Below are 25,406 nucleotides of genomic sequence, written 5' to 3'. Positions count from 1 at the left end.
TTCAGGAGGTTAAACTTTGGTTATACTATTGGGGAAACAAAAAAGGGATTAGTGACATAAAACTAATCCCCTCATTTTTTCAAAACAAGTACTTGTTATCACAAGAAGTTGAGGCCAAAACAGAAAAGTTGTATCAGAGATATTTAGCCGTGTAAGAACCTTTCTGCTTTTTCAGCGCATCAGGTGTGCCGGCAAAGACCAATTGTCCGCCGCCATCACCCGCTTCGGGGCCCATATCAATGACCCAATCAGCAGCGCGAATCACATCTGTATTGTGTTCAATCACAATCAATGAATGGCCCTGTTCAATCAATGCACGGAAAGATTTCAGCAACTTCTGAATATCATGAAAATGCAAACCGGTTGTAGGCTCATCAAAGATGAAGAGAATATGTCCCTGCGCCTTTCCTCTGCCTAAAAAGCTAGCCAGCTTCACACGCTGCGCTTCACCGCCGGATAAAGTATCGGATGATTGTCCCAGCTTTACATAACCCAAGCCCACATCCTGTAAAGGCTGAATAGCTCTGGCGATTGTAGCACCTTCTTTACCGCTGTCGGCTGCGCCGAAAAAAGCAATCGCATCATCCACACTCATGTCCAATACATCATGAATACTCTTGCCTTTAAACGTTACTTCCAGCACTTCTTCTTTGAATCTCTTACCGCCACATGCTTCACAAGTCAAGTGCACATCTGCGAGGAATTGCATTTCTACAATTTGCTCACCTTCACCTTTACAAGTATCGCATCGGCCGCCATCTACGTTGAAGGAAAAATGCTTGGGCTGAAAACCACGCATCTTCGACAAAGCCTGTTTGGCATAGAGATCACGAATCTCATCATAGGCTTTGATATAGGTAATAGGGTTGCTGCGCGATGATTTACCAATTGGATTCTGATCAATTAGCTCGATTTGTGAAATCAAATCTATATCGCCTGTGATGGCACGATGAAAACCAACTTTATCTGCAAATTCACCCTTGATCTTCTGCAAAGCAGGATAGAGAATCTGTTTCACCAAAGTGGTCTTACCACTACCACTCACACCACTCACCACACAAAGTGTATTCAATGGAAAGGATACATCAATATTCTTGAGGTTATTATGTCTTGCACCTTCCACCGTAATGGTATTATGCCATTTGCGTGGTTTATCAGGTATGGCAATACTGAGTTTGCCGGAAAGGTATTGTCCCGTTAAACTTTTACCATTCACAATAATGGCATCGTAATTACCTGCAGCCACTACTTCGCCACCCAAGTGCGATGCCAGCGGACCCATGTCAATGATATGATCTGCTTCACGCATCATAATCTCATCATGCTCTACCACCACTACGGTATTACCCAAATCGCGCAGCGACTTTAAGACACCAATCAAACGCGCGGTGTCTCTTGCATGTAAGCCAATCGATGGCTCATCCAAAATGTATAAAGAATTGGTGAGGTTGCTACCCAAACTTCTGGTGAGCTGTATGCGCTGACTCTCACCGCCACTCAAACTATTCGCCAATCGGTTTAAAGTAAGATAACCCAAGCCCACATCTACCAGTGTCTGCAAACGCTGATGTACTTCCAGTAAAATACGCTTAGCCACTTGCTGCTGATAGGGAGATAACTCGAGCTGCTTGAACCATTGCAATAAATCCTTGGTCTGCATTTCGCAGAGTTCACCAATATGCTTATCGCCCACTTTTACATACAATGCTTCTTTGCGCAAGCGATAGCCGTTACAATCATGACAGGTGGTGCGTCCACGATAACGACTTAGCAAAACTCGGAATTGTACTTTGTACAGGTTCTGCTCTACGTCTTTGAAGAAATCATCAATGCCATAGGCATGGGCATTGCCCTTCCATAAAATTTGGTACTGCTCTTCTGTTAAATCCGCAATGGGCTTGTGCACAGGAAAACCAAACTTCACAGCACCTTTAACAAACTGCTCGCGCCACCAACCCAGTTTCTCTCCTTTCCACGGTGCTACCGCACCATCGTATACACTCAATCTTCTATCAGGAATGACGAGTTCTTCATCAATACCCAGGACCTGACTAAACCCTTCACAGGTTGGACAAGCACCAAATGGATTATTGAAAGAAAATAAATTGGGTACAGGCTCTTCAAACTGAATACCATCCAATTCAAAACGATTGCTGAAGGATTGCATACGTGCACCATCCACTTCCACCAGCATTTCACCTTCGCCTTCGTAAAAAGCCGTACCGGCAGAATCACTAAGACGATGGATATCTTCTTCTTCAAAATCCTTCACCACCATTCTATCGATCAGTACGTAGGCAGTATTTCCTTTCTTATCCAATGATTGCTTGAGTGCTTTATCATCCAGCTCCAACAATTCCTCAATTCGCATCAATTGTGCTACATCCAAAGTCTTCAAGTACATACGCGAAAAACCTTTCTGCATGAGGATGTTCAGCTCTTCGCGACTATCACGCTTGGCATGTTGTTTAAATGCAACCAACAGAACCACTTTACTGCCATGTGGCAGGCTTTGTACAATTTTCACCACATCAGCCACATCGTCTTTCTTCACTTCTTGTCCGCTCACAGGAGAAATCGTCTTACCCGCACGTGCATAAAGCAAACGCAGGTAATCATAAATCTCTGTCATGCTACCCACCGTACTTCTTGGAGTGCGAGTGATCACTTTTTGTTCGATGGCAATGGCCGGACAAAGTCCCTTGATATAATCCACATCGGGCTTTACCATTCTGGCCATGAACTGACGCGCATAAGCGCTGAGGCTTTCTGCATATCGACGCTGACCTTCTGCAAATAAGGTATCAATCGTAAGAGATGATTTACCGCTGCCCGAAACACCAGTTACAACGATGAGTTTGTTACGCGGAAAACTGACGCTCACATTTTTGAGGTTGTGTGTGCGTGCACCTTTGATGAGGATTTGATCCTGCGCTTCCAGTGTAGGTTGTTTCGGTTGTACTGCGGTCTTTGCCATGGCTCAGCAAGATAACATCTAAACGATTTCATGGTTCAAAAGCCATGTGAATAACTGCCCCCCCTGGTTTGAATCTTTTCCACAAGTAAGCGGCGCGATAAACCATTGGCTAATTTTCGTACCGAAAGATGCATTAACCCGTATGCAACTTTGATAATCAAGCCGTCCAGCATCCGTGAATGACCGTACCTAACCCAAAATTGAAGCTATGAAAACATTGGACCAGGCATCTGATCTGCAATTGATACGTGCTTTCCAGGAAGCCGGCGATATGCAGTCCCTGGAAACGCTGATCAACCGGTACAAAGACAAGATTTACTCTTCTATCTTGTTCTTTGTGAAGGACACTTATCTCGCTGAAGATCTCTTTCAGGATGTCTTCATCAAAATCATCGACACATTACGCAACAAACGCTATACTGAAGAAGGTAAATTTTTGCCCTGGGCTTTGCGTATTGCACACAATCTCTGTGTTGATTATTTCAGAAAAGTAAAGCGTACACCTACCATCAAGACCAGCGAGAACAAAGACATTTTTGAAATGATCAATCTGGCTGAGCCCGGTATGGATAGCAAAATGATGCAGGGACAAAGCCACGACAGAGTAAGAAAAATGCTGGATCTCTTACCTGAGGAACAAAGAGAGATTATTGTATTGCGCCATTATGCGAATATGAGCTTTAAGGAAATTGCACAAGTAACCAATTGCAGTATCAATACTGCATTAGGCCGAATGCGTTATGGTCTCATCAATCTGCGTAAGATGATGGTGGAAAAGCAAATAGCGCTCTAAACCAATACTAACTACAAAGGAGAACGGCCCGCTTTTTGCGGGCTGTTTGCTTTTACATTCATAAAGTAATATCTTAACAGCATGCTATCGTTTTGGAATAGAGTGGTGATGCAGTCAGTTGCGGGAAAATCGAAGGAGCATTTTGCGCCATCAAGGTATCAATATGCAAAAAAAGCAAGGTTGGCCAGACTAAATATAAGGCGCAACCTGAAAGATATCGTGCTCTTACTGATTGCAGTAGCATCAGCTGGATTTGGACTCAAAGGTTTTTTATTACCGAACGGATTTATAGATGGTGGCGCAGTAGGTATTTCGCTTTTACTTGCTGAGACCACCAGTTTTCAGCTCTCAGCTTTACTGATTATTGTAAACACCCCTTTCATCATCATGGGGCTGCGCATAATTGGCCTTGAGTTCGCCATTAAAACGGCATTGGCCATTATTGCACTTGCAGCTGCTGTAGCCATTATTCCCTATCCACAAATCACACAAGACAAATTATTGGTAGCTGTATTCGGCGGTTTTTTTCTCGGAGCAGGTATCGGTCTTGCAGTAAGAGGTGGTGGTGTATTAGATGGCACAGAAGTGCTGGCCATTTCCATCAGTAGAAAAACAGGTGCAACCATTGGTGATATCATACTCATCATCAATATCATCATCTTCTCTTTTGCGGCATGGCTCCTATCGCTCGAAGTAGCTTTATACTCTATCTTAACCTATCTAGCTGCATCAAAAACTGTTGACTTCATTATCGAGGGTCTGGAAGAATATACAGGCGTAACCATCATATCCCCTAAGGCAGAACAGATACAGGACATGATCATCAATGTGCTGCGCAGAGGTGTTACCATCTACAAAGGCGAGCGTGGTTATGGCAAAAAAGGGCATAGCACACATGAAATGCGCATCGTCTTTACAGTGGTTACCCGACTGGAAGTGGCCAAGCTAAATGCTGAGATTGAAAAGATAGACCCCAATGCTTTTGTGGTGATGAACAGTATCAAAGACACCAAGGGTGGTATGATTAAAAAGCGACCGCTGAAAAAATAATCAGGGATTGCGTTTCGCAAACTCAGCTTTTACCATATCCAAGTGTTGAATGAATTTCTGCACATCAGGATCATAGCCATATTTGATATTGCTAAGTGGTTCGCCTTTCAAATCTAAGAACATGTACAAGGGCTGAGAATTGAAGCCAAACTTAGTGATCTCATAATCCAGATTCTTCGCGCCTTCAGTCAGCATCATTTCCCCATCCTTATTCTTATACTGCTCATTGAGTGGCAGTTCCTGCGATTCATCTACGTATAAACTGATGAGTACAAAATCTTCCTTCATTCTGCGCAACACTTCTGGATCTTTCCATACTTCCTGCTCCATCTTACGACAATTGGCACAACTATGTCCGGTAAAGTCAAGCATCACCGGTTTATTCAAAGCTTTTGCTGCTGCCATGCCTTCTTCCAATGTGAAGTAAGCGGTTAAACCATAAGGCATATGCAACTTATCAGTTAAACGTTTGGGCGGTTGAGCAGCACTGTTATTGCTACTTGTAACATGTGTACCGTTGCCAATCTTGTATTTGAGTTCGTTGAGGTTGAAATCCTGTGTACCTTCTGGTGGAATCAAACCACTCAGGTGACGCAAAGGCGCACCCCAGAGACCAGGCACGAGATACACTGCAAATGAGAATGAGGCTATCGCGAAGAATAATCTCGGTACAGATACATAAGGCAGATCACTATCATGTGAAAATTTCAGCTTGCCCAAAAGATAAAGGCCCATCAAGGCAAAGATGACAATCCACAATACGAGAAATACATCTCTATCGAGTAAACGCCAGTGATAAATCAAATCCACATTGGATAAGAATTTCAACGCCAATGCCAACTCAATAAAGCCAAAACACACTTTTACTGAGTTCAACCATCCACCACTCTTGGGTAATGATTGCAACATTGAAGGGAAAAATGCAAACAAAGAGAATGGCAAAGCCAATCCCACACCAAAACCCAACATACCAATAATTGGTGCGAGTGTAATGCCCTGTCTGCTTGTCTCACCCAATAAAGTACCTACTATCGGACCTGTACAAGAAAAAGAAACAATCACCAAGGTTAAAGCCATGAAGAAAATACCGGATAAACCACCTTTGCTTGCCTGCGCATCTGCTTTGTTGGCCCAGCTATTTGGCAGCTCCAGTTCAAATGCGCCGAAGAATGAAATCGCAAAGACAATGAAGATGGCAAAGAAAATAAGGTTGCTGATGGCGCTGGTAGAAATCTGGTATAATATATCATCGCCGAATAAGAGCACCAAGACAATGGTTGGGATAGTGTAGATCGCAATAATAGATGCAGAGTACCACAAAGCATTGCGTACACCTTCAACTCTGGTTTTGCTGCGCTTGAGGAAAAAACTGACTGTTACCGGAACAAGCGGAAATACGCATGGTGTGATGATCGCCAGAAAACCTGCCAATAAAGTAAACCAGAAGATATTCCAGAGCGAGTCCTTCGTGATATCATTCACTACTTCTGATTGTGCAGCGTTTGCCACAGGCACCATTACACGAAAAGCTTCTTCACCGCTGGGATATTCATCGCCTTTCTTTGCCAGCCATGCAAATGAACCTTTGATGAGCAAACTATCTGTAGCAGCAAGCCTGATAGGCACTGAAAACACAACACTATCCGCAAACAATCTGTTTTGTTCCGCATCGATGATTAAGCTACCCTGCTCTGTTGCTGTATCGCTGATTGCTGTTCGCGTTTCTACAGCACTATCCAGGATAAATTTGCTGATGAAAGGATCATCTTCACCACGTTTTTTTACAGAGAACACCTGAACGCCTTTTGCAATCGAGAGTTTGGCTTCCAACTGCACAATACTATCATTCACACGCTTGTGTCCAAAAGCAAACTGCACAGGCTTTTCCTGTGCAGTGGCCCACTGTACCATGGAGCAAAACGCCAAGAGTACAAGTAATATTTTCTTCATACTTATTGCAGCTTAATATCGAACTTTTTATTTGTGGGTGGCAGGCACTGACTATCATCGCACACCATAAACAATACGCTACCAGTTACATTGGTTTTTACACCAGCTTTTACTTTCACGGTTTGTACAAATGTGACTTCATTAGAGAAAAAGCGTACTTCTGTTTCAAAGATTTTATCCTGAATCTTCTGAAGCTTACCAATCTCCTTCACTTTACCTTCCAACTTTACCAAAGGATTGGCATTAAAACTAAACTTGGTTGGAACGGGCCCGCCATCTGGTGTGAACTGAGAGTATAAATGCCAGGGCTTGGGTACAACAGCTTTAATCACCAAATCATAAGTGTCTGCTGATTTTTTTTGCGCACTGAAAGTCCAACCAACAGGCTCTTTAATCTGCGCACCCACAGAACTAGTCAGCAACACCGCAACCATCCAAACAAAAAAACGCTTCATAGGTATTAATTGAGTCCGAGTAATTCAAATACTTTTTTGCCATCCAAATTATTGAGGGCTGCAGATGTTGCACGCTCAGGGTGTGGCATCATACCAAATACGTTACCGGCTTTATTTCGGATGCCGGCAATATTTCTTTCCGCACCATTGGGGTTAAAAGCAGCATCAATATTGCCTTGTGCATCGCAATAGCGGAACAAAATCTGGCCATTCTTTTCCAATTCATCCAGCGTAGCTGCATCAGCATAATAACGACCCTCACCATGTGCAATCGGGATTTGCAAAGCACTGGTCTGCTCGTTCCTGATATACACGTTTTTACAAATGAACTGTTGATTGGCATTCTGCAACAAAACGCCAGGAAGCAGATGACTTTCGCATAAAATCTGGAATCCATTGCAGACACCCAGTACTTTACCGCCTTTGTTGGCAAACTCAATCACTTGTTGCATCAAGGGACTAAATCTGGCAATCGCACCGCAGCGGAGATAATCGCCGTAAGAGAAACCACCGGGCAATACAATGCAGTCCTCTGTAGAAAACATACTGAGATCATGGTCTTTATGCCATAGCATAATCACTTCTTTGCCAAGATCTTGCTGCAGGGCATCCTGCATATCTCTGTCGCAATTAGAGCCGGGGAATACAACAACGCCAAATTTCATCGCTAAAAATTGAGCCGTAAAGGTAAGTGCTGCCCTGTTAAGGCCCTTGCTAATTTTTGACCAAAACCCAATTATTGTGGACAATAATGACCACGGCTAGCCAGAACAAAAGATTGGGTATCAATAACCTTTTGGGATATAAGAACCCACAGGAGGCAAAAGCAGCTGCAGGCACCAATAACAAAATTGCGGCATGAATATCCGCACCATTGAAAATAAGCGGCACCGGCAATAGCAGGATTAGCATCACGATGAGGACACTCCAACTTTTCCTGATTTGAATGACCATACGGGCATTTTGCCATTGCCAGTGATAGAACCCGTTTAAGACAATCAGGCAAAATAGCGCCACAGCACCCCAATACCATTCGTCTGCACCCTTAACTACCTCCAGGAAGAATCCGATATCAGGCAGATAATCATTAATTGCCTCCAGTTGGTTGGTCAGAAACAAAGCGGACCCCAAAAAATAGTACGGCAAAATGATGCCCATCAAGAGTACAACCCATTCGGCTGGCCTGAAAGGGCGCACAACAGCCAATGCAAACAAAACCACTAAAACCATGATGGCCGTTGGGTGGTATGCCATTACTGCCAGGCTAATCAGTAGGCCCGTATTAAAAAGCAATGACTTGGGAGAACCATGATTATACAATTTCGTAAGCATGGTAAATACCAACATAACCAGCGAGTTGGCAATCAATGCAGGTGAAAGCACAGACCATTCAGGGAAAAAACCGGTAAATAAGATATAGGCCATTGCCGTGGTGAAGGCATTGGTATGCAGCATCTTGAGGTTATTCAAAAGCAGATTAAGCTGAATAGCCTGTAACAGGATAAGTCCATGATATATCCATATTAAAGCCCAGGCAGGTGTGTGCGACAGTAAACGCCTGAGCAAAGTAGAGAGCATACCATCGTCGCCCGTTGACAACATAGGAGGTATCACAAAGAAATGGGCATGTACGCCCAAGCTCAGGAGCAAAAGCAATACCAGTACAACTAATGAATTATCCCTGAAAAGAAAAACCACGCAGCTTGGTGTTAAAGGTCAATTTTAGCAAAGCAAATGAAATTCTTGTACATACTCGGCATAATCAATTGCCTTGCACCTACTTGTTTGGCATGTCTGGGCATAAAATCATGTCCTTTATCAATATTCCGGAAAGTAGGATTTCTGATCAATTGGCCTTCTGGTGTTAAACTTTGATCAGACAATACCATGGTTCGCTTTTCCTGTACGTTGAAGAGAAAATGAATTTGCCCCCCCATAACCAAAGTACCAAAACCAATGAAATTATCTGTGTTATCGTCGAACTGAGATTTCCGAATCATATTGCTCCACTCCAGTTTACCGGTAGCATCAAAGCCCATTAGCGCAATATTGTCAGCATAAAAGCGCGTAACAGAATTTCCGCCCATACCACCTCCGGGCATTCCCCAGGGGCTCAAACCCCAACCCATAGAATTCATACCACCCCAGGCCCAGGGATTATTCCAAGCCCAGGGATTACCCCACATATAATAATCAGCCGGAGACCAAAATGGTGATCCATAGAGCAAATCCCATCTGCTCATTGTTCCACCGCGCGAACTGCTGTACATACTTTCTGCAGTGAGAATAAAACCACCATCTTTTCGAAGAATCAGGTTACGGATATAGAAATCATTGAAAGCCGTTTTGATGCTGCTTTCATTTTTGGCTTCTGCACGCAGGTTGTCGTTGAACAATACTGTTGTATTCAATGCTTCTTTCCTGCCGGCTTTATCGTAAATAGCCACGTATAACCCATCAATATTGCCTCGCCTCACTTTACTGAAGAAAGAAGTGATCAGGAATTTCTTGTTTAGATTATCAACTTTTACACGGATATCATCCAGATTAATGGTTGGCAGCTTAAGGTCCGTAATGAGGAACTCATCATCTATTGCAGATTTATAAATCAGGGAAAGCTTATTGATATTATCGTTCTGCGCGCTGCCGGATGCTCGAAGAAAAGCCAAATCACCGTCATTATCTACATGAAACTCTTCCAGAAAATCATTACGCTCTGGCATATTCACCACAAAGCGGGTTTTCCGGATTACTTCAAGCTGCTTATCAAACAGCATTGTTGTTACAGTATGGGCTTTATCGTTCTTTGCATTGATTTTATATGCCAATATTTTACTCTTGTCTTCACTAAATACAACTGTATAGATGCGGTTATTGGATGAAAAGCTTACATCTGTTGTATCCATAATAACCGGCTCTCCTATTTTCTTGCCTTTATCATCCATCTTTACAGCCATGCAGTACACAATATTCCGCTTCTGGTACTGATAGAACATGTAATAGAAATCTGGGTAAGAAAGAAAGTCGGCATTAAATATGCGGTCAGGCAAAAAATCAAGTCTAACCTTATCTACCTGTCGCATTTCTGCGTCGTAAATGGACACATTGTGTATATCCCTGTAGCCTTTGTAAATGTGAAACTGCCCATTCAATTTCCCAATAACTTCAAAATTCATGCTGCGAACATCATCCCTGTCGGGCTCAGAATAAATGATTCGCTGAGCCTGTAGACCAGAACCGGTAATGAATAAAAAAAGGGCTAAGAACAATATGCGCATATCTCCTCCTGTCTTTAAATAGTCAGATACTCAAATGTACGTTTTGTTGCCTGCCCTCAAAGGGTTTGTACCAAAAGCCTTGCAAAACTTTGGCAAAACATTGGAGCATGGAAAGTGAATTATTATACATTTGTTAAGGAATCATTTTGATCCACTTCACCAATACAGCTTTTTGTGGGCAAGCATATCAGCAAAGTATCTGCTGCAGGTTTACTCGTTGCACTTGGCATTATCTACGGAGATATCGGCACATCCCCCCTCTACGTATTAAAAGCCATCATTGATGACAAACCCATTACCGAACAACTGGTGTTGGGTGGTTTATCCTGCATCATCTGGACGCTGACGCTGCAGACTACTGTAAAGTATGTAATCCTCACCCTTAGGGCAGATAACCGTGGGGAAGGTGGCATATTCAGTTTATACACCCTTGTTAGACGCAGAAGAAAATGGCTGGTATTACCAGCTATGATTGGTGGCGCAGCTTTGCTGGCCGATGGGATGATTACACCACCCATCTCTGTTACTTCTGCTGTAGAAGGGTTAAGACAGCTGAAAGGCCTCAGCGACATCTCTACCATGACGATTGTCTATATCGTCATCGCAATTCTGGCTGTATTGTTCTTCCTCCAGCAATTTGGTTCAGCATCCATTGGTAAACTCTTCGGACCCATTATGCTGATCTGGTTTACCATGTTGGCTATTTTGGGTATTGCTCACTTGACTGATTACATCAGCATCTTCAAAGCATTTAACCCTTATTATGCTTTTGATTTGCTCACCAACTACCCCAAAGGTTTCTGGATATTAGGCGCTGTATTTCTATGTACCACAGGTGCGGAAGCTTTGTATAGCGATTTAGGACATTGCGGCCGCGATAATATTCGCCTCTCCTGGGCTTTTGTAAAAACCTGTTTAATCTTAAACTACCTAGGCCAAGGTGCTTGGTTACTGGCTGAACACAGTGGCGAGGTTTTCAACACCAATGTTGATTTAAGTGTTAACCCTTTCTTCAATATCATGCCGCAATGGTTTAAGCTGGTAGGTATCATCATTGCCACATCAGCTGCCATTATTGCCAGCCAGGCTTTGATCAGCGGTTCCTTTACCCTGATCAGTGAAGCGATGCGCCTGAACTTATGGCCAAAACTCAAAATCAATTATCCCACTGAGGAAAGAGGACAGCTTTTTATCACCGGCATCAATGTGATGCTATTTTTGGGCTGCGTAGGCATCGTACTATTCTTTAAAGACTCTTCCAAAATGGAAGCAGCTTACGGATTAGCGATCACCTTATGTATGATCAGTACAACGATTCTCTTTGCCAACTACATGGTTTTACACCGCGTACATGCAGCATTGGTATGGTTGTTCCTGATCACTTTTGCCTTGATCGAGGGCAGCTTCCTCTTTGCCAACCTCGATAAATTCCCACACGGTGGTTATGTAGCATTGATTGTTGGTGGTGGCCTGTTTGCTGTGATGTATGTATGGTATAGAAGCCGAAAGATCAAGAACCGCTACGTAGAGTTTGTTCGATTGGAACACTATGTTCCGATGATTCAGGAACTCAGTAATGATAAAAGCATTCCCAAATATGCTACTCACTTGGTTTATATGACCAGTGCCAATAACCCAAAGGAAATTGAGCACAAAATCATTTACTCCATCCTGAACAAAAAACCAAAGCGTGCCGATATCTACTGGTTTGTGCACGTGGATGTATTAGATGATCCATATACCTGCGAATACAGTGTAGATCACATCATCCCAAATGATATCATTCGCGTGGAATTCCGCCTCGGTTTCCGTGTGGAACAACGCATCAACCTGATGTTCCGCAAAGTAGTGGAAGACCTGGTGCAGAACAAAGAGGTGAACATTACATCCAGATATGAAAGCCTGGAGCGTAATAATGTGGTGGGCGATTTCCAGTTCATTGTATTAGAAAAATACCTGAGTCAGGATAATGAATTACCATTCCTGGAGCGTATTGTGATGAAGATCTATTTCTGGTTGAAAGAAGTGAGCCTTGGCGAAGAGCGTGGCTTTGGTCTTGACCCCAGCAATGTAACCATCGAGAAATTCCCGCTGATTGTAGCACCGGTATCCAATATGCGCCTCACCAGAATTTTCAACGAGTACGCTGAAGAAGAATGAACCAGATCAGCGCAGTAGATTTAGCAAAAGCATTGCAAAGCAATACGCCTCCTGTTTTATTGGATGTGCGCGAAGATTTTGAACGGGAAGCATTCCATATTGGTGGTATATGGATTCCCTTAGCTGAATTGATTCACCAGAAAGACCGGATACCCGCAGATCAACCTGTGGTCATTTATTGCCGCAAGGGCATCAGAAGCCAGATTGCCATCCAAAAGCTGGAGGACAGGTTTGGTTTTGATAACCTCATTAATCTGGAAGGAGGCATGGATGCATGGCATAAAGCCGGTTTAGCACGCCCCTGATAGTTTCGGCTGAAAGGCCTAACTTACAAGCAACCACTACTGCTATGGGCACGATTGAAATCGTCATCATTGCCTATTTGGCTATTCTATTGATTGCTTACCTGGTTCAGGAGAAATTCATCTTCAAACCGGAAAAGCTGCCGCAGGATTTTGCCTACCAGTACGAAGCCCCTTTTGAAGAATTGTTTTTTGATGTAGCTCCCGGCGTACGCATCAATGGATTACACTTTTATTGCAAAGAACCCAAGGGTTTGATTTTGTATTTCCACGGAAACACCAGAAGTATTAAGGGCTGGGCAAAGTATGCTAAGGATTTTTATCGTTATAACTATGATGTGATTTTAGTTGACTACCGCGGCTTTGGCAAGAGCACAGGTAAGCGAAGCGAGAAAGAGATGCTGAAAGACATGCAGTGGGTTTACCAGAAATTATTGGAAAAATATCCGGAAGAACATCTGCTGGTATATGGAAGAAGTATGGGCAGTGGCTTTGCCACCAAAATAGCCGCAGATAACCATCCACGCTATCTCATACTGGATGCACCTTACTATAGCTTCATTAAAGTTGCAGAAAGATTTACGCCCTTTCTACCTCACCGAATATTATTGCGCTATCACTTAAGAACAGATCGCTGGATTACCCGTGTAGAATGCCATACCTATATCATTCACGGTACACGCGACTGGTTAATCCCCATCAAACACAGTAAAAAACTACAAGCCATCAACCCCAGAAAAATTACGCTGATCACCATTGATGGCGGCGGACACAACAACCTACCCTCCTTTCCGGAATACCACAACTTTGTCCGTGATATCCTCAAGTACTGATCAAGACCTATTTTTACACGGTGAAGCAAGACAAGTATCGCTGGTTAAAACTATTACTGCTCTGTTATGCACTGGGCGGCATCATCCTGTATTACACACAAGACAAAATGCTCTTTCACCCAGAGCCAGTTACTGCAGACCATGTGTATGATTTTCCACAACCGTATGCAGAGCAATTTATTTATTACGATAGCAGCACTAGGTTTCATCTGGTGAAATTCCCTGCAAAGTCAGATAGCACGAAAGGTGTTGTCTTGTACTTTCACGGCAATCGAAAGAATATTGGGTATTATGCCAAATACGCTCAATTATTTACCAAATATGGGTATGCGGTATGGATGTGCGATTATCCCGGATTTGGTAAATCTACCGGCAATAGAACAGAACAGCTGCTCTACGAAGAAGCAGAGCAGGTTTATAAATTAGCGCGACTCGAATTTGAAAAAAGCCAAATCCTGATTTACGGGAAATCACTTGGTACAGGCATTGCCAGCTATTTAGCAGCTAAGCGCGATTGCAAACAACTCTTTTTGGAAACACCTTATTACAGCATTACCTCACTGGCAAGACAATTTGCGTTCATCTACCCTGTTGGACAATTGATGGCGTATACAATTCCTCAAGCTGAATACCTAAAGAAAGTAACGGCACCCATCACCATTGTGCATGGCACTAACGACTGGACAACCTTTTACAGCAATGCGCTGAGGCTAAAAAAATCATTCAAGCCGGGAGATCAATTCATCACCATCCGCGGTGGCGAGCACAATGGATTAACAGATTCACTGCAAGTGCAGCAGGCTATCCAACAAGCTTTGCAGTAATTAGGTACCTGAAGGCGGATTAATACCCACCCATATCTGCAGATAATCTTCCACGCGTGCATCTACTGGTCGGTTACTCTGCAAGCCCGGCCTCCATTGTGGCATCTTCAAGAAGAGTTGTTTGATTGCTTTATCGAAATAGTCTTTCTGACTATTGAAATATTTCAAGGTTCTTGCCTGATCTGATTTGGGATTGCGCGTAATGGCTACGCGATCAAACTCGGGCTGTCCAACAAAACCATTTCTATCAACTGTAAATGAAAAACAAATACGGATATACATCGCTGTGTCACCGCGACTCACTGTTTGCGCCAACACCGTATCAAATGCAGGAAAATTGCGGAAATAATAGCGCTTCAGTGAATCTGCACCAAACGTGAATACCGGCGGCTTATCCATATAGCGCGCTTCAAACAAGCGATCAAAAAAGCGGGTATCCACCAAATTACCCATACGGTCGCCACCATCCTGTGCTTTCACCAAACTAAGTGCCATCACACACACCAAGAACAAATAAACTTTACGCATCTTACACAACTTTAAAAGCAGTGAAATAATAATTATTCGCAGCAGCAATTAATTCCAAATTGATATAATAGCTGCTCACAAAATCCAGATAAGCTTTGAATTCGTGCGTAGGCACAATGAATTCATCAAAGAAAATGATATCACCTTTTTTGAGGTAAGGCGCCATCGTTGTTAACGCATATAAGGTTGCTGAATACAAATCAGCATCCATCATCAACACTTTGCGCTTGCTATTATCCAGCGTTTTCAAAAAAGGCGGCAGACTCTGCTGAAACAGTCCTTTGTGGAAACTGCCTCTCGCATCATTGATCTCAGGTAAAGCATGATTACTACTGAAAGAACCTTTCTTGAAAGGCCCCCAATCTTCAGGTAAACCATCGAATGTATCAAAGCCATAAAAACGACTATCCGCATGATCATTCTTTGACAACCACCACTTGAATGATTCACCCCATGCCACACCAAACTCTACATAATTAATCGGCGCATGATTCAACCCCTCCTGATCAATGACCCACTGGTACATTTTATTCCTGCGGAAATAATCCCACTTGCAAGGAAAATCATTGTACGCTACTTTTCGATTGTTGTAAGCCCATGCAGAAAAGCGTGTTAGGTAATATAGATTGGCAAAAGCCCCGGACAACCAGCCAAACACCCGATGCAATTGCAAGTAAACAAACAACAATTTGGTATAGCGAATGAAAAAGAGTTTCATGTGTTTGCCGAGGCGATGATGAAGAATTGGAGCAAATTAAGGCTTTCCTACTGCATGCAAAAGCATTACAGTCGTTTCAGCACAACTTGTTTTTTGGTGATGCTGATACTGTGCTGCATACCCACACAAAGCGGATAATTGCGCTCGGTATGACTCACCGGAAAATCAAAACAAACAGGATAGCTGTATTCCTTCACCTGTTCTTTGATGATAGTAAGGATATCTTGCCCAAATGGTGTGGTGGTATCCTTCATTTCCGTAAATCCACCAATGATGAGTGCAGCCAACCCATCCAACATACCAGCACGCTTCAATTGAATAAACATGCGGTCAATATTGTAGAGATACTCGCCCACATCTTCCAGAAACAAAATCTTTCCCTTAGTCTTGAAAGCCGATTTTGTACCTACTAGATGCGCCACCAATGATAAATTACCACCTACCAGTTCGCCATTGGCCTGTCCCAATTGATTCAACGGATGTGCTTCGGCCACATATCGATAGGCTTTACCCAACAATGCCGGTTTCAAAGACTGTACAAAAGGCGTTTCTACCCCACCATCATTGAAAGCGCCCGCCATGGGCGAATGCAAAGAAGCAGTTTTGAGTTTCGTGTACAATTCCGCATGCAGCACCGTGATATCGCTATAGCCAATAATCCACTTGGGCTGCTTTTTGAATCTCGTCCAATCAACCTGATCAATAATTCGACTAACGCCATAACCACCACGGCCGCACAAAATGGCTTTTACAGAAGCATCATCCAGCATTTGCTGCAAATCGGCCAGTCTTTCCGTATCAGTTCCAGAGAAATAATGATGCTGATGACCTAGGGTCTTGCCAATTTTTACCTGAAAGCCCCATTGTTGCAGGGTGCTAATGCAAACAGCCGCATTTTTGGCGGGCATATAGCCGGCCGGACAAACAATCCCAATGGTATCGCCTTTTTTCAGCGGCGCTGGAACACGAATCATGCAACAATATTAAAGCTTCAGGCCGGAACGAATGCTTATTTTTGCACTCTTTTGAAGCAACTATGACCCAACCGAAGCGATACTTAATTACCGCCGCCCTGCCCTACGCAAACGGGCTCAAGCATATCGGCCATCTGGCCGGCGCCTACCTCCCAGCTGATATCTACGCCCGCTACCTGCGTGCGCAGCAGCGCGATGTGGTGTTTGTCTGCGGAAGCGATGAACATGGCACTGCCATTCCCATCCAGGCGGCCAAAGAAGGCATTACCCCACAGGAAATGATCGATAAATACCATCCCATCCTATTTCAAAACATGCAGGACCTTGGTATTGAATTCGATATCTATCACCGCACTAGCGCGCCCATTCACCACGAAACAGCAAAGGAATTCTTTACTGCCCTGAATAATGCAGGCGAGCTGGAAGTGAAAGAAAGCGAACAGTATTTCGATGAACAGGCCCAGACTTTTCTGGCCGATCGTTATATCAAAGGCACTTGTCCTAACTGTAGTTATGATAGCGCCTATGGCGATCAGTGCGAACGCTGTGGCAAGAGTTTGAGTCCCGATGAACTGATTAACCCGGTTTCTACTTTGAGCGGACAAGCACCGGTGAAAAAACTCACCAAGCATTGGTACCTGCCCTTGAATAAGCATGAAGATTTTCTGCGCAGCTGGATTTTAGACCAACACAAAGAAGATTGGAAGACAAACGTGTTAGGCCAGTGCAAAAGCTGGATTGATGGTGGTTTGCAGCCACGTGCTGTTACCCGCGATCTGGACTGGGGTGTGGATGTACCTATAGCAGATGCTGCCGGTAAAAAACTCTATGTATGGTTTGATGCACCCATCGGCTATGTATCTGCTACCAAACAATGGGCTTTAGACAATGGCAAGGATTGGGAACCTTACTGGAAAGACGCAGATACCAAACTGGTGCATTTCATCGGTAAAGACAATATCGTCTTCCATTGCATCATCTTCCCCATCATGCTCAAACTGCACGGACATATTCTTCCGGAAAATGTGCCTGCAAATGAGTTCATGAACCTGGAAGGCGATAAAATGAGCACCAGCCGCAACTGGAAACTGGATCAGCAAGAATATATTGATGATTTCATCAAGGCAGAAAATGGCGGACCGCAAATGGCAGATGTATTGCGCTATTACCTAACCGCTATTGCGCCTGAAAGCAAGGACAGTGAATTCACTTGGAAAGGTTTTCAAGATGCCAATAACAGCGAGCTGGTAGCCATCTTCGGCAATTTTGTGAACCGCACTTTCGTGCTGATGCACAAACTCTGTAATGGTAAAGTGCCACCACTGCATGCAGAAATTGCAGATGAGACCGACAAAGCCATGATTGATGCTTTTCGTGCGACGAAAGAGAAAGTAGAAGGGTTGTTAGAGCAGTATAAGTTCCGAGATGCTTTATTTGAAGTGATTGATCTCGCACGTCAGGGCAATCAATACATGCAGAAAAAAGAACCTTGGATCGTAGCCAAATCATTGGCAGAAAAACCCGAGAACCAACAACTCATTGACAACTGCATGCATATCTGTTTGCAGTTGACAGCGAATCTGGCGATACTGATCCATCCTTTCTTACCATTCACCGCGAAGAAAATGTGCCACATGATGAAAGTGGTAGAAAAAATGCTGGAATGGGAGAATGCAGGCAAACTGAAACTCTTGAGTGTAGGCTATAGTCTGCGTGCACCGGAATTATTGTTCCGCAAGATTGAAGACGCAGAGATTGCTGTTCAGATTGAGAAATTGAAAAACAAGAGCACACAAAAAATGGATACGAATACACCTGCTCCGGCCCCTGCAACACCTGCAGTAAAACCAGAGATCGTGTTTGATGATTTTGCGAAGATTGATTTGAAAGTAGGCACGATTGTATCAGCAGAAAAAGTAGAGAAAGCAGATAAGCTCTTGAAACTTCAAGTGGATCTGGGTTTTGAAACACGCACGATTGTTTCTGGTATTGCTTTGCATTTCAAACCGGAAGATATTGTTGGTAAGCAAGCAACGGTTGTGGTAAACCTAGCCCCCAGAAAAATGCGCGGCATTGAAAGCCAGGGCATGATTCTGATGGCAGAAGATGCCAATGGCAAACTGCATTTCGTAAATCCGGAAGACAAGATCAATCCTGGCGCAGGCGTAAGCTAGGCTTGTATTTCATCGAATTCATACCAATCCCCGCACAATGCGGGGATTTTCTTTTGCATTTCATTGATTAAACGAAAAGGCAAGCGCATGGTCATACCTGCACACCACAAAATAGAAACCATGAAAAAATTATTCATTGCAGGTGCATTGCTCACCGCTATACTTACCGCCAACAGTGCATTTGCACAAACCCGCGCAAAAGTGGCTGATCGTGTAGAAGACCGTCGTGACCGCAGAGAAGACAAGCGTGACAGGAAAGAAGATCTACGCGACAGGCGCGAAGACAAACGCGATGCAAGAGAAGATATACGTGATGCCAAACACAATGGCGGCAAGCGAGACAAGCTGGAAGATATCAGAGACCGTAAAGAAAATAAGCGCGACAGAAGAGAAGATCGCCGCGATCGCAAAGAAGACAAACGTGATAGACGTGAAGACAGAAGAGATAACCGTAACGGCGGATAAAAGAAAAGGCGATGGATTCCATCGCCTTTATTATTGTGAGCCTGTTTGCTTTTACATTTTGCTTCTCACTTTTCACTTACTACTTACTTAACTGCATCCCATGCTGTTACCGCAGTTCAGACACTTGTAGCAAGTACCGCTACGGATAGTGATATGACCGCAGGTGTTACATGCTGGTGCATCGCTCTGCATATTTTTAGCAGCTGCATTCACCATATCCAATGAGTTTTCTGCATTTATTGCTGCACGTTGTGCTTTGGCTGCAGGAGCAGGTGTAGTGCTGGCAGCAACTGGTGCTGTTACACGAACACTGCTCAGCTCAGGCTTTCCCAGCAAAGTGATGTCTCCATCATCATCACCGGTGTTACCAATCTCAGGCTTGTCTAACACATGTACTAAATCAGTTCTGCCGAGGTATTCGTAAGCCAATGCGCGGAACACAAAGTCAACCAGTGAAGTCGTTGTCTTGATATTCGGATGGTCTACCATACCAGCTGGTTCAAAGCGGGTGAAGACAAACTTCTCTACAAACTCTTCCAATGGTACACCATACTGGAGACCAACAGAGATAGCGATAGCGAAGCAGTTCATCAAGCTGCGAACTGTAGAACCTTCTTTGGCCAGATCGATGAAGATTTCACCGAGTGTACCATCACCATATTCACCTGTGCGGAGGAAGATCACCTGGCCATTGATCTTGGCTTTCTGTGTAAAGCCACGACGCTTAGCAGGCATTGACTTGCGCTCAACGATCTTAGACAGCTGACGCTTCAATGTAGTATCAGCAGAAGCCTGCATACGGCGTGTTACTTCATCCAGCAGTTCTTCTACAGTCAACTTAGTTAAGTCAACAATATTGCTTTCTGCAGATGGTGCTTCAGCTACGGTTGCTTCAGCAGCAGTTTCTTCTGCATCTTCTTTTTTCTTCTTCTTGTCTGACTTGTTGCTCAATGGCTGGCTCAACTTAGAACCATCACGATACAGGGCACAAGCTTTCAGACCCAACTGCCAGCTCAGCATGTAAGAATCAGCAATCTCATCAATAGATGCTTCGTGAGGCAGGTTGATGGTCTTAGAAATCGCACCGCTCAGGAATGGCTGACAAGCAGCCATCATGCGGATGTGGCCATGTGCATGGATATAACGCTCACCTTTCTTACCACACTTGTTGGCACAATCAAATACAGAGAGGTGTTCTTCTTTCAAGAATGGTGCACCTTCTACAGTCATGGTACCGCACACGTAGTCGTTAGCAGCATCAATCTCTTCATCGCTGAAACCTAAAGCTTCCAGCAAGTTGAAGCTCCAATCATTGTATTGATCAGGTGTAAAGCCCAGTCTTTCCAGACAAGCTTCACCAAGTGTGAATCTGTTGAAAGCAAAACCAATTTCAAATGCGCTCTTTACAGCACCGTTCAATTTGCTGATTTCTTCTGCAGTAAATCCTTTCGCAGCCAGTGTTTCAGGATTCACGAATGGTGCACCTTCCAAGGTAGCAGCACCTACTGCATATTTTTCAATCGCATTGATTTGATCTTGTGTGTAACCCAATGTCTTCAGCGCATTAGGTACAGCACCGTTGATGATTTTGAAATAACCACCACCAGACAGTTTCTTGAACTTCACCAGTGCGAAATCTGGTTCAACACCTGTTGTATCGCAATCCATTACCAGACCAATTGTACCGGTTGGTGCAATTACGGTTGTCTGTGCGTTGCGGTAACCGTATTTCTCACCCAGCTTCACTGCATCATCCCATGCTTTGGTAGCACTCTTCAGCAGGTAGTCAGGGCAGTACTGTGCTTTAATACCTTGTGGCTTGATGCTCAGACCTACATAAGCTTCTTCTGCATCATAAGCAGCCGCTCTGTGGTTGCGCATTACACGCAGCATATCTTCCTTATTCTCTTTGTAACGTGGGAACGGACCATGCAGGGCAGCCATCTCAGCAGATGTCTTATAAGCAATACCTGTCATGATCGCAGAGATCGCACCCGCAATACCGCGTGCTTCTTCACTGTCATAAGCAATACCGCTGATCATCAGTACAGTACCCAGGTTGGCAAAACCAAGACCCAGTGTTCTGTAATCGTAAGACAATTGTGCTACTTCTTTAGATGGGAACTGCGCCATCAACACAGAGATTTCCAATACCACAGTCCACAAACGGCTGATGTATTCCAAACCTTCTACATCCATCAGGTTGGTTTGCTCATCGAAGAACTTACGCAGGTTGATAGAAGCCAGGTTACAAGCGGTATTGTCTAAGAACATGTACTCAGAACAAGGGTTAGACGCATTGATCCGGCCACCTTGTGGACATGTATGCCATTCGTTGATAGTAGTATCATACTGTGTACCAGGATCAGCACAACGCCATGCAGCATAAGAGATTTTCTCCCACACTTTGCTCGCAGGCACTTTCTTCATGGTACGACCATCTGTACGTGCTTTCAGTTCCCAATCTTCACCCTTCTCCAGTTTCTCGAAGAATTCGTTAGGGATACGTACAGAGTTATTTGAGTTCTGACCAGATACCGTTAAATATGCTTCACCTTCATAATCGCTTGGATAACCGGCAGCGATCAATGCGCCTACTTTTTTCTCTTCTTCCACTTTCCAGTCGATGAATTCCATGATCTCTGGGTGATCCAGATCCAGACAAACCATCTTGGCAGCGCGACGAGTAGTACCACCACTCTTGATCGCACCTGCAGCGCGGTCGCCAATCTTCAGGAAGCTCATCAAACCACTGGATGTACCACCACCGCTCAGTTTTTCACCGCCACCGCGGATACGACTGAAATTGGTACCCACACCAGAGCCGTATTTGAAGATGCGTGCTTCACGAACCCAGAGATCCATGATACCACCATCATTCACCAAATCATCGTCTACAGAGAGAATGAAACAAGCGTGAGGCTGAGGACGCTCATAAGCATTCTTAGATTTTTTCAATTCACCATCCACAGGATCTACATAGTAGTGACCCTGAGGCTTACCCGCAATACCATAGCTTTCATACAAGCCGGTATTGAACCACTGCGGACTGTTAGGCACGCAGCTTTGGTTCAGGATGCTGTAGGCTAATTCATCATAGAATATTTGCGCATCTTTTTCAGAAGCAAAATAACCATAACGCTCACCCCATACACGCCAGCAGTTCGCCATACGATGTGCTACCTGCTTCACACTGGTCTCACGACCCAGTGAACCATCCGCTTGCGGCACACCTGCTTTACGGAAATATTTTTGTGCAAGGATATCAGTAGCAATCTGACTCCATTGTTTAGGAACTTCTACGTTGTTCATTTCGAATACCACTTCTCCGCTTGGGTTGCGGATGATGCTGGTACGATAATCGTAGTCGAACAAATCAAAAACGGATACATCGTCTTTGGTAAAGCGGCGAGAAAATTGCAAGCCTTTGTTAGCGCGAGGGTTAGCCATAAAGCAGTCCTGGTTTTGGGTATGGGTAAGTAAATGTGGTTAACAATCAGCCCCAGCCATTTTTGGATGAGTGGTTGACGAAAATATCTGTAGCAGGGGGAAATCCAAGGGGTATTCAATCCACAGTTTGTGGAAAACAGATGTGGATTTTTTGGCAGTGCCGAACAGGGCTGCATTTGCTCGAATGTTCACACCTGTTCATAAGAAATTTTGAAAAATTGCTGCTGATTCTGACTGGAATTCCTTAATATTTTCTGTTGAACTTGCTTAGGATGAAAGGTTTAGGGTAGATTTTTGCTGAAACGCTTTGTGGACATGGATTTGCCCCCTATTTTGTGCAGAGATTTGATTAAACAAAAACCATTCGGCCTTTTTTCTGCATTTTTGCAAGGGCTCAAACGCATTCATGAATCAGGCATTGTATAACAAGATCAAAGACAGGAAGCAGCGCGGACAAAAATCCTTTGCCGTACTGATCGACCCCGATAAGGTGAACGCTACCAGCATTGAACAACTGGTGGGTCTGGCCACCGAAGCCCGTGTGGATTATTTCTTTGTCGGCGGAAGCCTGGTGATCTCCAGCCATTTGGATGAATGCATACAACAGATTAAAGCACTCTGCGACATTCCGGTGATTCTCTTTCCAGGTTCACCTTCTCAGGTAAGCAGATATGCAGATGCGCTTTTATACCTCTCCTTGATATCTGGTCGTAATCCGGAATTGCTGATTGGTCAGCATGTAATCAGTGCACCTTTTGTAAAAAAGAGTGGATTAGAAATCATGCCTACCGGTTATATGGTTGTTGATGGTGGTGCACCTACTACTGTTTCATACATTTCTAACGCAACACCTATTCCTGCAGATAAAAATGAGATTGCGATGTGCACAGCCATGGCTGGTGAAATGCTGGGCATGAAGCTGATTTACATGGATGCAGGCAGCGGTGCCAAACGTGCGATTACTGAAAGCATGATTGAAAAAGTTGCTGCAAGTATTGATGTGCCACTCATTGTTGGTGGCGGCATCACTGATCCCGAAAAAGCTTACCGCAATTGCAAAGCAGGAGCCGACATCATCGTCGTTGGCAATGCCATCGAAAAAGATGCCGGCTTAATTAAAGAAATGGCCGCAGCCATTCACAGTATTCCCGTTAATGCTTAACGCAGATTCTTTGTATTCACACGTGTAGGTGTTTCTTTACCTGCAACAATCCCTCTTGCACTTAATGCAATAGAACGAATGATCTGCGTCATGTTCTCCATATCCAATGTGCTCACTTCATCGCTCTGTTTGTGGTAGTTGGGTTCACTATCCATCTTAGAAGTAGAGATGGTATGTGCAGGCACACCCAATCTTGCCAATGTAGCATTATCAGAACGATAGAATAATTGCTGATCAGGATAAGGGTCAGGATAAAAGTTGAACCCTGTTCCTGCTAAATTCTTCTGCAGAATCGCACCCATATTGGTTTGTTCATAACCAGTGATATAAGCAGAATTCTTACCCCACTTACTATCGGTACCAATCATTTCAATATTGAACATGGCCATCACTTGATTAGGATCCATTTGCTTGGAAAAATATTGAGAACCGAAACCACCTACTTCCTCTGCAGTAAATGCAGCAAATACCAGTGTGCGCTCATTGTTCTTTGCTTTCTTGTAATATTTGGCCAGCATAATCATGGCTGTAGTGCCCGCTGCATCATCATTGGCACCATTGAAGATGGAATCCATTTTCGCATCGGGTTTACCAATACCCAAATGATCATAATGTCCAGAGAATACCACATATTCATTGGCCTTGCTTTTACCCGGCAACACCCCTACTACATTAGCCATTTTCTGTTCTGTTACTTCTTGCTTGTATTGAATTGCAAAACTGCTTGCAGCATCATTACTCAACACAAAAACCAAATTCGACTGATCCTTGGTGATGCTTCTGCGCAAGAATGACAAGCGGGGAAAATTTTTCTCGTGCGCCTTGTCAACCAGCACCAGTGCTGCTTTTCCACTGGCTGCAATCTCTTGTGCTTTTTCAAATAAATTGTCACCTGGCGCAATCTTGATCGTGTTATAACCAGAAGCATTGTTCACAGTTAATTCCGCCTGCGGCGTGATGACCATTACCGCATTAGCAGCAAGCGATTGATCGTTCCAGCTGGCAGTAGTAGACAAAGCGCGTGCACGCAGAATCGAAAACTCCTGACGATAACTAGTTAAACCAGGCCAGGTTTTCAAGCCAATTTTTTTAAACTCCGCAGCAATAAAATCAGCTGCTTTTTCAATACCCGGCGTGCCCGTTCTTCTACCCATCATCTCATCTGATGCAAGTGCAGTTTCAATGCGGGTAACTTCTTTAACACTGATGATTTTCTCTGGAGATTGCGCCACTACAGCAGTAGCACAAAAACCTAATGCAACTAGTAAACTTGATTTCATATGATTTCATTAAAAACCCCGATTAATTCGGGG

Annotated in this window: 20 protein-coding genes; 9 read left to right on the top strand and 11 right to left on the bottom strand. The window is 44.0% G+C overall.

Annotation, left to right across the window (positions count from 1 at the left end):
* Positions 1-133: 133 nt before the first annotated feature.
* On the bottom strand, positions 134-2,977 hold the full coding sequence (uvrA, locus tag J0L83_13520) for an excinuclease ABC subunit UvrA (protein ID MBN8665596.1): 2,844 nt from the start codon (positions 2,975-2,977) through the stop codon (positions 134-136).
* A 208-nt stretch (positions 2,978-3,185) separates the two neighbouring features.
* Between uvrA and J0L83_13515 the strand changes: the two genes are divergently transcribed.
* Both J0L83_13515 and J0L83_13510 read left to right on the top strand, forming a co-directional pair.
* Positions 3,186-3,770: a sigma-70 family RNA polymerase sigma factor gene (locus J0L83_13515; protein ID MBN8665595.1), complete on the top strand. Its 585-nt coding sequence runs from the start codon at positions 3,186-3,188 to the stop codon at positions 3,768-3,770.
* 108 nt (positions 3,771-3,878) lie between these two features.
* A complete protein-coding gene (locus tag J0L83_13510; protein ID MBN8665594.1) occupies positions 3,879-4,820 on the top strand; it encodes a YitT family protein in 942 nt (313 codons plus the stop codon).
* Here the strand turns inward: J0L83_13510 and J0L83_13505 are convergent, their stop codons facing one another.
* From J0L83_13505 to J0L83_13485, 5 genes are read right to left on the bottom strand one after another with little or no spacing between them, the layout of a single operon-like run.
* On the bottom strand, positions 4,821-6,770 hold the full coding sequence (locus J0L83_13505; protein MBN8665593.1) for a thioredoxin family protein: 1,950 nt from the start codon (positions 6,768-6,770) through the stop codon (positions 4,821-4,823). It abuts the gene before it with no gap.
* Between the two features lie 2 nt (positions 6,771-6,772).
* Positions 6,773-7,225, bottom strand: coding sequence for a hypothetical protein (locus J0L83_13500; GenBank protein MBN8665592.1), 453 nt, complete (start codon positions 7,223-7,225; stop codon positions 6,773-6,775).
* A gap of 5 nt (positions 7,226-7,230) precedes the next feature.
* Positions 7,231-7,890 carry a phosphoribosylformylglycinamidine synthase subunit PurQ gene (purQ, locus tag J0L83_13495; protein ID MBN8665591.1) on the bottom strand — a complete coding sequence of 220 codons (660 nt, stop codon included), beginning with the start codon at positions 7,888-7,890 and terminating at the stop codon, positions 7,231-7,233.
* Between the two features lie 49 nt (positions 7,891-7,939).
* Positions 7,940-8,923 (bottom strand): hypothetical protein, encoded by a 984-nt coding sequence (locus tag J0L83_13490; GenBank protein MBN8665590.1) that lies wholly within the window; start codon positions 8,921-8,923, stop codon positions 7,940-7,942.
* An 11-nt stretch (positions 8,924-8,934) separates the two neighbouring features.
* On the bottom strand, positions 8,935-10,503 hold the full coding sequence (locus J0L83_13485) for a hypothetical protein (GenBank protein ID MBN8665589.1): 1,569 nt from the start codon (positions 10,501-10,503) through the stop codon (positions 8,935-8,937).
* Between the two features lie 174 nt (positions 10,504-10,677).
* On the opposite strand from J0L83_13485, the gene J0L83_13480 reads away from it, so the two are divergent.
* Genes J0L83_13480 through J0L83_13465 form a run of 4 tightly spaced genes read left to right on the top strand, consistent with a single transcriptional unit; the run spans position 10,678 to position 14,622 of the window.
* On the top strand, positions 10,678-12,663 hold the full coding sequence (locus tag J0L83_13480) for a KUP/HAK/KT family potassium transporter (GenBank protein ID MBN8665588.1): 1,986 nt from the start codon (positions 10,678-10,680) through the stop codon (positions 12,661-12,663).
* Positions 12,660-12,968 carry a rhodanese-like domain-containing protein gene (locus J0L83_13475; GenBank protein ID MBN8665587.1) on the top strand — a complete coding sequence of 103 codons (309 nt, stop codon included), beginning with the start codon at positions 12,660-12,662 and terminating at the stop codon, positions 12,966-12,968. Before J0L83_13480 ends, J0L83_13475 begins: the two co-directional genes overlap by 4 nt.
* 44 nt (positions 12,969-13,012) lie before the next feature.
* A complete protein-coding gene (locus J0L83_13470; protein MBN8665586.1) occupies positions 13,013-13,798 on the top strand; it encodes an alpha/beta fold hydrolase in 786 nt (261 codons plus the stop codon).
* Between the two features lie 20 nt (positions 13,799-13,818).
* Entirely contained in the window at positions 13,819-14,622 is an 804-nt protein-coding gene (locus J0L83_13465) for an alpha/beta fold hydrolase (protein ID MBN8665585.1), read from the top strand.
* Here the strand turns inward: J0L83_13465 and J0L83_13460 are convergent, their stop codons facing one another.
* From J0L83_13460 to J0L83_13450, 3 genes are all read right to left on the bottom strand, one after another.
* On the bottom strand, positions 14,623-15,150 hold the full coding sequence (locus J0L83_13460; GenBank protein MBN8665584.1) for a hypothetical protein: 528 nt from the start codon (positions 15,148-15,150) through the stop codon (positions 14,623-14,625).
* Between the two features lies 1 nt (position 15,151).
* Positions 15,152-15,868 carry a class I SAM-dependent methyltransferase gene (locus J0L83_13455; GenBank protein ID MBN8665583.1) on the bottom strand — a complete coding sequence of 239 codons (717 nt, stop codon included), beginning with the start codon at positions 15,866-15,868 and terminating at the stop codon, positions 15,152-15,154.
* Between the two features lie 65 nt (positions 15,869-15,933).
* Positions 15,934-16,842 carry an LD-carboxypeptidase gene (locus tag J0L83_13450; GenBank protein MBN8665582.1) on the bottom strand — a complete coding sequence of 303 codons (909 nt, stop codon included), beginning with the start codon at positions 16,840-16,842 and terminating at the stop codon, positions 15,934-15,936.
* A 62-nt stretch (positions 16,843-16,904) separates the two neighbouring features.
* On the opposite strand from J0L83_13450, the gene metG reads away from it, so the two are divergent.
* Positions 16,905-19,016 (top strand): methionine--tRNA ligase, encoded by a 2,112-nt coding sequence (gene metG / locus J0L83_13445; protein ID MBN8665581.1) that lies wholly within the window; start codon positions 16,905-16,907, stop codon positions 19,014-19,016.
* A gap of 120 nt (positions 19,017-19,136) precedes the next feature.
* On the top strand, positions 19,137-19,481 hold the full coding sequence (locus J0L83_13440) for a hypothetical protein (GenBank protein ID MBN8665580.1): 345 nt from the start codon (positions 19,137-19,139) through the stop codon (positions 19,479-19,481).
* Between the two features lie 87 nt (positions 19,482-19,568).
* Here the strand turns inward: J0L83_13440 and J0L83_13435 are convergent, their stop codons facing one another.
* A complete protein-coding gene (locus J0L83_13435) occupies positions 19,569-22,931 on the bottom strand; it encodes a vitamin B12-dependent ribonucleotide reductase (protein MBN8665579.1) in 3,363 nt (1,120 codons plus the stop codon).
* A gap of 406 nt (positions 22,932-23,337) precedes the next feature.
* Between J0L83_13435 and J0L83_13430 the strand changes: the two genes are divergently transcribed.
* Positions 23,338-24,093: a geranylgeranylglyceryl/heptaprenylglyceryl phosphate synthase gene (locus tag J0L83_13430; protein ID MBN8665578.1), complete on the top strand. Its 756-nt coding sequence runs from the start codon at positions 23,338-23,340 to the stop codon at positions 24,091-24,093.
* Here J0L83_13430 and J0L83_13425 read toward each other — a convergent pair.
* Positions 24,090-25,373 (bottom strand): M20/M25/M40 family metallo-hydrolase, encoded by a 1,284-nt coding sequence (locus tag J0L83_13425; GenBank protein ID MBN8665577.1) that lies wholly within the window; start codon positions 25,371-25,373, stop codon positions 24,090-24,092. The genes J0L83_13430 and J0L83_13425 overlap by 4 nt on opposite strands.
* Between the last annotated feature and the right edge of the window lie 33 nt (positions 25,374-25,406).

Source organism: Chitinophagales bacterium (assembly GCA_017303835.1).
GTDB lineage: Bacteria > Bacteroidota > Bacteroidia > Chitinophagales > Chitinophagaceae > JAFLBI01.
Note: the sequence above shows the minus strand (reverse complement) of the source record. Positions and strands in the feature narration are given on the sequence as shown.